10 protein-coding genes are annotated in these 10,709 nt (G+C 42.2%); 3 read left to right on the top strand and 7 right to left on the bottom strand.

The window, feature by feature from the left end; translation table 11 throughout:
* Positions 1 to 176 precede the first annotated feature (176 nt).
* Positions 177 to 2,807, top strand: coding sequence for a DNA polymerase III subunit alpha (locus tag PN447_RS04340; RefSeq protein ID WP_271761101.1), 2,631 nt, complete (start codon positions 177 to 179; stop codon positions 2,805 to 2,807).
* A gap of 94 nt (positions 2,808 to 2,901) precedes the next feature.
* On the opposite strand, the gene PN447_RS04335 is transcribed toward PN447_RS04340, so the two are convergent.
* The 4 genes from PN447_RS04335 to petB form a co-directional block, all read right to left on the bottom strand.
* Complete coding sequence (locus PN447_RS04335) at positions 2,902 to 3,279, bottom strand: hypothetical protein (RefSeq protein ID WP_271732019.1); 378 nt, start codon at positions 3,277 to 3,279, stop codon at positions 2,902 to 2,904.
* A gap of 140 nt (positions 3,280 to 3,419) precedes the next feature.
* Entirely contained in the window at positions 3,420 to 3,857 is a 438-nt protein-coding gene (locus PN447_RS04330) for an ATP-binding protein (protein WP_271761099.1), read from the bottom strand.
* A gap of 291 nt (positions 3,858 to 4,148) precedes the next feature.
* On the bottom strand, positions 4,149 to 4,631 hold the full coding sequence (petD, locus tag PN447_RS04325) for a cytochrome b6-f complex subunit IV (RefSeq protein ID WP_271761097.1): 483 nt from the start codon (positions 4,629 to 4,631) through the stop codon (positions 4,149 to 4,151).
* Positions 4,632 to 4,858: 227 nt separating this feature from the next.
* On the bottom strand, positions 4,859 to 5,506 hold the full coding sequence (petB, locus tag PN447_RS04320; RefSeq protein ID WP_200989569.1) for a cytochrome b6: 648 nt from the start codon (positions 5,504 to 5,506) through the stop codon (positions 4,859 to 4,861).
* 374 nt (positions 5,507 to 5,880) lie between these two features.
* Between petB and ctpA the strand changes: the two genes are divergently transcribed.
* Complete coding sequence (ctpA, locus tag PN447_RS04315) at positions 5,881 to 7,137, top strand: carboxyl-terminal processing protease CtpA (RefSeq protein WP_271761095.1); 1,257 nt, start codon at positions 5,881 to 5,883, stop codon at positions 7,135 to 7,137.
* Between the two features lie 72 nt (positions 7,138 to 7,209).
* On the opposite strand, the gene PN447_RS04310 is transcribed toward ctpA, so the two are convergent.
* The gene (locus PN447_RS04310) at positions 7,210 to 7,896 is read right to left on the bottom strand and encodes an MBL fold metallo-hydrolase (protein ID WP_271761093.1); all 687 of its coding nucleotides are present in this window, start codon (positions 7,894 to 7,896) and stop codon (positions 7,210 to 7,212) included.
* Positions 7,897 to 7,977: 81 nt separating this feature from the next.
* Here PN447_RS04310 and PN447_RS04305 point away from each other — a divergent pair, with 81 nt between their 5' ends.
* Positions 7,978 to 9,228: a site-2 protease family protein gene (locus tag PN447_RS04305; RefSeq protein WP_442867074.1), complete on the top strand. Its 1,251-nt coding sequence runs from the start codon at positions 7,978 to 7,980 to the stop codon at positions 9,226 to 9,228.
* A gap of 172 nt (positions 9,229 to 9,400) precedes the next feature.
* On the opposite strand, the gene PN447_RS04300 is transcribed toward PN447_RS04305, so the two are convergent.
* Both PN447_RS04300 and PN447_RS04295 read right to left on the bottom strand, forming a co-directional pair.
* Positions 9,401 to 9,961, bottom strand: a complete 561-nt coding sequence (locus PN447_RS04300; protein ID WP_271761091.1) for a phycobiliprotein lyase — start codon at positions 9,959 to 9,961, stop codon at positions 9,401 to 9,403.
* A gap of 47 nt (positions 9,962 to 10,008) precedes the next feature.
* The gene (locus tag PN447_RS04295; RefSeq protein WP_271761090.1) at positions 10,009 to 10,689 is read right to left on the bottom strand and encodes a HEAT repeat domain-containing protein; all 681 of its coding nucleotides are present in this window, start codon (positions 10,687 to 10,689) and stop codon (positions 10,009 to 10,011) included.
* Positions 10,690 to 10,709 lie beyond the last annotated feature (20 nt).

Raw genomic sequence — 10,709 nt, 5'->3', positions numbered from 1 at the left:
TGAATGGTTCCCTAAATATATTAAGAAAGGTAGCTGGGGACTCTATCTTTGATGGAAACTCAGTAGAGAGGCTTGTAGTTAGCCCAGTAAGGTTTAGACCTTACCAAGCTAAAAATATTTGACTATATTTTTAGTAACTATATTGCAGTACTATCAGCTTTTGCTTGGAGACTTATATGTCCTTTGTACCATTACATATTCACAGTGACTATAGTTTGCTCGATGGAGCTAGTCAGCTACCGGAGTTGGTCGATCAAGCCATCGCTCTGGGGATGAAAGCGATCGCCCTGACTGATCATGGTGTCATGTATGGTGCTGTAGAATTGATTAAAATCTGCCGGAGTAAAAACATTAAGCCAATTATTGGCAACGAAATGTATATCATCAACGGCGATATTACCAAACAAGAACGCCGCCCCAAATATCATCAAGTTGTTTTAGCTAAAAATACTCAAGGTTACAAAAACTTAGTTAAAATTACCACAATTTCCCACCTGGAAGGGGTACAAGGTAAGGGAATTTTTTCTCGTCCTTGTATTAATAAAGATCTACTCAAACAATATCGTGAAGGTTTAATCGTCACTAGTGCTTGTTTAGGTGGAGAAATACCCCAAGCAATTCTCAGTGGTAGACCAGAGATAGCCCGGAAAATTGCCAAGTGGTATCAAGAACTATTTGGGGATGATTACTATTTAGAAATTCAAGACCACGGATCTCAAGAAGACCGCATTGTCAATGTAGAAATTGTTAAAATTGCGCGGGAATTAGGAATTAAATTTATTGCGACTAACGATTCTCATTTTATATCTTGTTTTGATGTGGAAGCACATGACGCTTTACTATGTATTCAAACTGGACAGCTAATTAGTGAAGATAAAAGGATGCGTTATAGCGGCACGGAATACCTCAAATCCACAGCAGAAATGAAACTGTTATTCCGTGACCATTTACCAGATGATGTCATTGCTGAAGCTATCAGCACCACTGCAGAAATTGCTGATAAAGTGGGAGTTTATAATATTATGGGTGAACCTCAGATTCCCACACCATACATACCTTCAGGTCATACTCCCGACACTTACGCTGAAGAAGTAGCTTGGCAAGGACTATTAGAAAGGTTAAACCGCAAATCCCGCAATGAAGTTGAGCCAGTATATAGAGAAAGATTAGAATATGAATTAAAAATGCTCCAGACTATGGGGTTTTCTACCTACTTTTTAGTAGTTTGGGATTACATCAAATTTGCCAGAGATAATAACATTCCTGTAGGTCCTGGTCGTGGTTCTGCTGCTGGTTCTTTGGTGGCTTATGCTATGCGAATTACTAATATAGACCCGGTACACCATGGTTTATTATTTGAGCGATTCTTGAACCCGGAACGTAAATCAATGCCTGATATTGATACAGATTTTTGCATTGAAAAACGTGACAAAGTGATTGAATATGTAACTGAAAAATATGGTAAAGATAGAGTTGCTCAAATTATTACTTTCAACCGCCTCACCTCTAAATCCGTTTTAAAAGATGTCGCTAGAGTGTTGAATATTCCCTATGGGGAATCAGACAAAATGGCGAAATTAATTCCCGTAGTCCGGGGTAAACCCACTAAACTCAAAGTGATGATTTCCGACGAAACCCCAGCACCAGAGTTTAAGGAAAAATACGATAATGATCCGCAAGTCCGCCATTGGGTTGATATGGCCATGCGAATTGAAGGAACTAATAAAACTTTTGGTGTCCACGCTGCTGGGGTGGTGATTTCTGCTGACCCCTTAGATGAAATTGTGCCACTGCAAAGGAATAATGATGGTGCGGTGATTACCCAATATTTTATGGAAGACTTGGAATCACTGGGTTTGTTAAAAATGGATTTTCTCGGGTTACGTAACTTAACCCTGATTCAAAAAACAATTGATTTAATTGAACAAAGCAGAGGTTATCGCATTGACCCAGATGAAATTACACGTCAGGAAAGAAAATCTCAAAAAATATTAGCTAAGGGTGAACATACAACTTTACCCAAAGATGTGAAAAAATCCTATGAACTTTTAGAAGCTGGGGATTTAGAAGGAATATTTCAATTAGAATCTTCGGGGATGCGTCAGATAGTCAGAGATTTAAAGCCTTCCAATATTGAAGATATTTCTTCTATTTTGGCACTCTATCGACCCGGACCCCTAGATGCGGGACTCATTCCTAAGTTTATTAACCGTAAACATGGGCGTGAGGTGATTGATTACCAAAATTCTCTTCTCGAACCCATACTGAATGAAACCTATGGAATTATGGTTTATCAAGAGCAAATTATGAAAATTGCTCAAGATATGGCTGGATATTCCCTAGGACAAGCTGACTTATTACGCCGCGCTATGGGTAAGAAGAAGGTTGCAGAAATGCAAAAGCAGCGGGAAAAGTTTGTTGATGGTGCGGCGAAGAATGGGGTAAAAAAACAGGTAGCTGAGGAATTGTTTGATCAAATGTTAAACTTTGCCGAATATTGTTTGAGCTATGATACGCAGGTTTTAACGGTGGAATATGGCTTGATTCCCATTGGGGAAATTGTCCACAAGTCTCTGGAATCTCATGTTTATAGTGTTGATAAAAATGGCAATGTTTATACCCAACCTATTCTACAGTGGCATGATCGGGGAGAACAAGAAGTAGTTGAATATGCTTTAGCAGATGGTTCAATTATCCGGGCGACAAAAGACCATAAGTTTATGACTACTGATGGACAAATGTTACCCATTGATGAAATTTTTACACGGGGATTAGATTTGCTTCAAGTTCCAGGTTTACCAGAGTAAGGATAAAAGTTATGTTGTGCTTGTAACATAACTTTTGAGAGTTAAAATTTTGACTTAATTTACTGGTAAAGTTTTTATAGGGTGTCCATCTGGGTTACTTTTGTTCTTTGAGTGATTTAGTTGGGACTTCGATCGCTTGAATATCAATTGTACCTTCTGGTGTGAAGCGCTGAAAATGTCCTTGTTTTACTGACAATTGCTCTCCACAATTAGGACACTGCACCTGAGTGTTATTTAAACCTGAAAATTCATAATTACAGACGGGACATTGGTCAGTTACTAAATTGCGTTGTAGCCACCAGCGCAAGCCGAAGAAGGCGACAACGGGTGTAAATAACAGCAAACCAAAGATAATTAACAACGAATTTACCAGCCAGCCTAAGCCTAGTGATGCTAGCAACCAGAAAACTGCTAACATAGTCAGCCAAGGTCGCAGTTTTTCCAGACTCAATTCCAAAGATTTAAGGCTCATTTTTGAAATTATTTTCTTGCTCTCCCTCTAGGATAGCGATTTTAATGCCGGGTCAAAAGCCCACGGTCAACCACCAAAGGTCAAGAAATATTAATTGAGTTTTGCGACTATGGGCTTATACCCGATTCCAGGGTTAGTAGCTAGTTTTCTCTGGCGTATTTGAGTATTAATAAACAATTTTTACCATCAGCACTGCGTTCGTAGACAACATGGTCAGCCAATCTTCTCAGCAGAAACCATCCATATCCACCTACTTGGAGTGTACCCGGCTGTGGCTCCGCGATCGCATCAGGATTGAAAGGTTTTCCTTGATCCCAAATTCTCACTTCCAGTCTGTCAATCCATAGACTCACTTCAATTTCGATGGTAGTTTCTGGTGGTAAAGCACTATGGGCGTGACGAACTGCATTGGTAAAACCCTCTGCTAATGCTAAGTTGAGGCGATAAAGTTGGGTTTGTGACCAGCCCAATTGAGACAAATATGTGAGACAAAATTGCTCAAACCATTGTTGTACGTAGTTTAGGAGCTTGAGTTCGCTCTTTACCGCCAGATGGTCTTGCTGCACTATGCTAAGCATTGACCTTGACTTAAATATAATTTCATGGAGGCATTCCCCCGCATAAATGACGGGGGATTGATTCTGGGTTCAAGCAGCGATCGCAGGCCTAGTTACTTTGATATCGCCTCGCCCATCAGCTGTTTTGCACGTAATTTTACGTTGACACCTGTAAGTTTCAAAATAACATCGACCAGAATTACCAGCATCTGTCAAATCAAATTTGAGCGGTTCAGCAGTTCTGAATATCAAATGCTAATTTTGGAGGATGATCTTCAAACTACAGGTGTCAAAGAGGTTTTGCTACTTAGTTTAGAACAATCCCAATGTCAAAGATTTGTCTAATGGTAAAGCAGCACCAATACCTAACCATACAGTTACTAATGTACCAAAGAGGAACACTGTAGTTGCAACTGGACGACGGAAGGGATTTTGGAATTTGTTCACGTTCTCAATAAAGGGAACGAGGATTAACCCCAGGGGTACAGCAGCCATTGCTAACACTCCTAAAAGTTTGTTAGGAAGTGATCGCAAAATCTGGAATACAGGATACAAATACCACTCTGGTAGAATTTCCAGGGGGGTGGCGAAAGGATTAGCTGGTTCACCTGTCATTGCTGGATCTAGCACAGCTAGAGCCACAATACAAGCAAATGAACCCATAATCACAATGGGAAATATATACAGTAGGTCATTAGGCCAAGCGGGTTCACCATAGTAGTTATGACCCATGCCTTTGGCGAGTTTAGCTCTTAACTGAGGATCACTCAGATCGGGTTTTTTCTGCGTTGACATATTTAAATACGCTCTCCTGCTCAAATTCAGTTAAAGCATTTGTAAAAGCCATGAGCTATGAGGCTTACCCTAACGGGGGGGTATCTATAGCTTTGAGCTTCAAATACAAATCTTTGTTTTTATTGTCGCTTATGAGCGATAAATTGCTGATTTCTCATAAGTTTAAAACAAACATTTGCATCTGGGAACTCAAAGCTGTCGCCTTTTCCCATTGTGGCTTTATTGGATTACAAAGGACCGGAAATACCTTGCTTGCGGATCATCAAGAAGTGGAACAGCATGAACACCGCAATTAACCAAGGCAGTATAAAGGTGTGAGCGCTATAGTAGCGAGTCAGGGTTGCTTGACCAACACTAGAACCACCGCGTAACATATCAGAAATAAAAACGCCAACTACCGGAATTGCTTCTGGTACGCCGCTGACGATTTTTACCGCCCAGTAACCAACTTGGTCCCAAGGTAGGGAGTAGCCTGTAACACCAAAAGAAACAGTGATGACTGCTAGAATCACACCGCTGACCCAAGTCAATTCCCGGGGCTTTTTGAAACCACCGGTGAGGTATACCCGGAAGACGTGCAAAATCATCATTAACACCATCATGCTGGCAGACCAGCGATGGATGGAGCGAATCAGCCAACCGAAATTGACCTCATTCATAATGTACTGTACCGAGGCATAAGCTTCAGTTACAGTGGGCTTGTAGTAGAACGTCATCGCAAATCCAGTCGCGAACTGAATCAGAAAGCAAACCAGGGTAATTCCGCCCAAGCAATAAAAGATATTGACATGGGGAGGGACATACTTGCTAGTGACGTCATCAGCGAGGGCCTGAAGTTCTAGGCGTTCCTCAAACCAGTCATAAACGTTGGCCATACAATCTCAAGTTCCTAAAAATCGGTTGCGGTTGATTAATCTCCCAATTAACTATTTTGGGATTTTCACAAAGTGGAGTTACTTTGGCTTTGAGCAGAGTGATCAGAATTTTTGGAAAACTTAACACTCTGTAAATATGGAATATATTGCGTTCTCTTGGCAAGCTAACACCACAAATGCTCGCTACCAAGTCGATCTTATCGTTTCCTGGGTGGAATGCAGCCCATCAGTTATAGCAACAGCTTGATGAGAGGAATGCACCACTTCTATAAAAAAAGTAACATAGTTGAGAGATAGATTTCATCAAGGATGAGGTAAATAGGCATTTTTCCTCAGTATTGTTTGGCAAATTTGGGAGCAGGTGGATTTTGAAAATGGGGTTCATGCAAAAACAGGTTTTTCGGCTGGGATTTTCATTGCTGGTGGCTCTTTGGTTGGTGGTGGGGGCTTTTATCCCACCAGCGGCGGCTTTGACGGATGAGCAGAAATTAGTTTCAGAAGTTTGGCGAATTGTCAATCGCAATTACCTGGATGAGACATTTAACTATCAAAATTGGTCTGGGGTGCGGCAAAAGATTCTGGAGAAGCCAATAAAAAACCAAGAAGCTGCTTATGCAGCGATTCGGAAAATGCTCCAGACTCTGGGGGATCCGTTTACAAGGTTTTTAGACCCCGAGCAGTACCGCAGTTTGCAGGTGAATACTTCTGGTGAACTGACTGGGGTAGGGTTGCAAATTGCTATCAATCCCGAAACCGGTAAGCTGGAAGTGGTGACTCCTATCATGGACTCGCCAGCAGATTTAGCAGGGATTAAACCCCGCGATCGCATTGTGAAAATCGAAGGGATTTCTACAGATAATTTAACTCTCGACGAGGCGGCTGCCAAAATGCGCGGTCCTATTGGTAGTTCTGTGACACTTTTGATTTCACGGGATGATAGCGCAGAACAAGAGGTGAGAATAGTACGCGATCGCATTGAGCTGAATCCTGTCGTCGCAGACCTACGCTTTTCTCCCCAAGGTACCCCCATTGGCTACCTGCGTCTGACTCAATTCAACGCTAACGCCTCTATGGAATTAGCCCATGCTATTTCTAGTCTAGAGAAGAAAGGCGCGGCTGCCTATATTTTAGATTTGCGGAATAATCCTGGGGGGTTATTACAATCGGGAATTGAAATTGCCCGTCTGTGGTTGAACTCCGGTACTATAGTTTACACCGTCAACCGCCAGGGTATTCAGGGCAGTTTTGAATCCTTTGGCCCGGCTTTGACAGATGACCCCCTGGTGATTTTGGTAAATCAGGGTACCGCTAGTGCTAGTGAGATTCTCGCCGGCGCGCTGCAAGATAACCATCGTGCTACCTTGGTGGGGGAAACTACTTTTGGTAAGGGTCTAATTCAGTCTCTGTTTGAATTATCCGACGGTTCTGGCTTGGCAGTGACCATTGCTAAGTACGAAACACCATCACATCGAGATATTAATAAATTAGGAATTACCCCAGATCAGGTGATTTCCCAAGAATCAATTACCCGTACACAAATTGCTACCCCAGAAGATTTGCAATATCAAGGAGCGCTGGAATTATTGAAGACAAGTTCTGTATTTGCTGGGGTCGATACTGGGGTTAATTAACACAGATTTCTAATCTATACCCGATTTCTTCCAGAAATCGGGGATTTGATTGATTAATTAACACGTGAATTATCAGTTACTTGAGACAGGGGAGACCCTAATGCTAACACAGGCACTAACAAGGCGTTGGTAAGCATTATCTATTACATATTTTCCTCTGAGGAAACCTGTGTTAGCACCGGGACAGATGTACTGGAGTGTTTCGGCTGTGAACCTTTCTCGGAGCAATTGCAAACTTTTAATTTGTCTAGACCAATGAAAGGTTTTGGTAGTGCGAAAAGCTACTGGCTCCCCTGTGGGGTCAGGTACTAAATGACGACCGGAAAATAACACCCCCCCCAAATCACTGTAGTACAAACAAGATGAACCCGGAGAATGTCCAGATGTCCAAATCACTTGAGATGTGGAATTGAGTCTAAATTCCTGGGTAAAGGTGGTCAAGGTTAATCCAGGTAGTAAATAGGCTTCTTGCTCTTGAATCAGAACTTCACAACCAAAGGTTTGCTGAATTTGTGCTGTTTTACCAATAGCACCTCGATGAGTCAGAAATAACCAACGCACGCCACCATGCGATCGCAAAAAATCTTGATTTATGGGGTCATTAGCCGGAGAATCTATGAGAATATTGCCCTCATTTCCTACAATAAGATAAGAGGTTCCTCCTAATGTGTCCCGATTGGGTGGAAACGCAAAGATCCTATCTAGCACCGGACGTGGTAGCTTCGCTGTCTGATTTGGCTGTTGAGGTAAGGCGCACATGAATAAAAACCGAAAGTGTAGAAAATTAGGTGACAGAATTGAACTTCTTTTTGAATTAATTAAGTTCTGTTATACTGGGTGCTGTTGGAATGGGGACGGAGAAAGCCCAGAAATACACCCACTCAACCCCAAGATATTAGATCACAATCGGCTATCCATCCTACCGCAGAACCAGTACCAGTGCGACCCATTGAACCAACCGAAGAAATTCAACTGAGAAATTGTTTTCCCTGGTCTGTATACTACATCCACAACATTGAGTACAGACCCCAGGCTATTATCTGTCGGGGTCAGATCAGAACTACACCTACTCAAGCTTATCAGCAGATTAAGTCCAATATAGAAGCGGAATTTGGCGATCGCTTTCTACTAATTTTCCAAGAAGGTTTCAATGGTAAACCTTTCTTTATCCTTGTACCTAACACTCAAGCAGCTAGAAATCCTAGTCAGCCACAAAAGATCACACGCCCAGGATTGGCTTTATTTTTGCTTGTAGCCACTTTAATTACTACTACTCTAGTGGGGGCTAGCATCGCTGGATCTGACCCACAACAATTAGTATCTGACCCCAGGATGTTCTGGCAAGGATTACTCTATTCCCTAGGTCTGATCACTATTTTGGGCGTTCACGAACTGGGTCATTATTTGACGGCGCGGTACTACCAAATTCGGGCAACCCTGCCTTATTTTATTCCTTTGCCCTTCTTTTTGGGCACATTTGGCGCATTTATTCAAATGCGTAGTCCCGTTCCTCACCGCAAAGCTTTATTTGATGTCAGCATTGCGGGCCCGTTGGCAGGTTTTTTCATCACTCTACCTATACTACTATGGGGTTTGGTGAATTCGGAATTGGTTCCTCTTACTGACCAAGCAGGACTGTTCAACCCGGAAGCTCTCAACCCCAAATCTTCTATTTTATTAGCATTGCTATCTAAGTTAGCATTAGGGAGCCAGTTAACCTCAACATCAGCAATTAACCTTCATCCCCTGGCCATAGCCGGTTTTCTGGGGCTAATGGTCACAGCCTTGAATTTGATGCCCGTGGGACAATTAGATGGGGGTCACATTGTCCATGCGATGTTTGGGCAAAGAACCGCCATGGTCATTGGTCAAATTTCTCGCTTATTACTGCTACTACTTTCTTTGGTGCAGTCAGGATTTTTGCTGTGGGCAATTATCTTATACTTTATCCCCTTGATTGATGAACCGGCTTTGAATGATGTCACCGAACTGGATAATAAACGTGACATTTTAGGATTGATGGCCATGGGATTGTTAGTAATTATTGTCCTACCACTACCCCAGATTCTGTCCAACTTGTTACAAATGTGACATCTTCCTCAAAAGACCTCACCGCTAAACCCTGTACTTCGAGGCTATCTATTACTTTTTGTCACGAGGAGTGCATTTTTCACATCTCGAAATCCTTATTCTATAAGCTTTTCAAGAATGTTAGGCAAGATGTAGGTAAAGTATAACCTCGAAGGAGAAAGGAGTAAGAGAACTAACTAGAGGCGGAATTGGCTGTTTCTGATGCTTTTGCAGCCGATGCACCCATACGGATTTCCGACGTAAAGGAAGCCATACTAAAACCGCCAAAACGCTTGAGGACACTCACCCGCATCCGTAAATTCGGACTAGCGAACCATAAACGTTCTTCACTAGACATGGTTTCATACTCTGTTAAGAGGGTCAAAGCCCCATCGCTACCCATTTTATAGGTTCCAGCGACGGGGGCTTTCTCCGCATAACCCATTTCTCTGAGTAATTTACCTTCATGGGGATTATTCTCATCCGGTACGGTAACTAACACAGTAGAGCCGATGTGTTTTTCTTCATCCCATTCCATGGTACCATTCCAGGTGACTCTAGCACCACAGGAGGCCTTCCTAGGGGCAATTTCGTATTGTTCACACAGTTTGATTACCTCTGGATGATCAGCGGCTAGACTCTCAATTAAGATGTCTGATTTGCCATCTTCAGATTGTTTAAAGGCTAAATGGTGACTAGTACGATGAGAAAACCATTTACCAGCACTCAACTCAAAAAATTCTTCAATATTCATGAATAAAATTACCCTGCAACAAAAGGTTAAACATCCCAGGGTTGGGATTAAGCTTTTAAGGTTTGTTTTTCCAGCTTTCCCAGGGAAATCCTCGACGCTTCCGCAACGTTGGGATGCCGATCTTTTTCTAAGTATTTTAAAGCAGAAATACTCTTAGTAGTAGGAAGATTTCCTAAGGCTTCCGCCAGGCGTTGGCGCACTAACCAATCATCTGACTGAGCAAAGCGCAGAATACTATCTACAGAATCAATATCTTGTATTTCACCCAGTGCGGAAATTGCGGCTTCTTGTAATACGGTTTCGCTGCTATTTAAGGCTTGAATTAAAACATCATGGGCCCGTGGATCTTTGATATTTCCCAAGGATACAGCAGCACTAAAGCGCACAAGCCAGTCAGTATCTTCATAAAAAGTCCTTGCTAGCACCTCAAAGGCTCTAGGATCACCCAAATATCCTAAAGCACCCGCTGCATCGGCACGTATACCATAATCTGGGTCATTTTCCAGAATTTTTACTAAAATTTCATAACACTCGGCTGTGGGTTTCACTCCCAGGGAAAATATTGCCATAGAGCGCAGTTGCAGCGATTCGTCATTCAATACTTTTTTAATTAGGGGTACTGCGTCTTCCGGGGATATATGACGCAAGCTAGCTAGGGCTACCATGCGATCGCGTAAATTGGCACTTTCTAGTTGAGTAGAGATTTCCTCTAAGGGTATAGCAACCATTTATTTTAAAGGGCTTTGTT

Origin of the sequence: Anabaena sp. CS-542/02 (assembly GCF_028331085.1) — a bacterium.
Classification (GTDB): Bacteria; Cyanobacteriota; Cyanobacteriia; order Cyanobacteriales; family Nostocaceae; genus Anabaenopsis; species Anabaenopsis arnoldii.
This window is presented reverse-complemented; position numbering and strand designations above follow the sequence as displayed.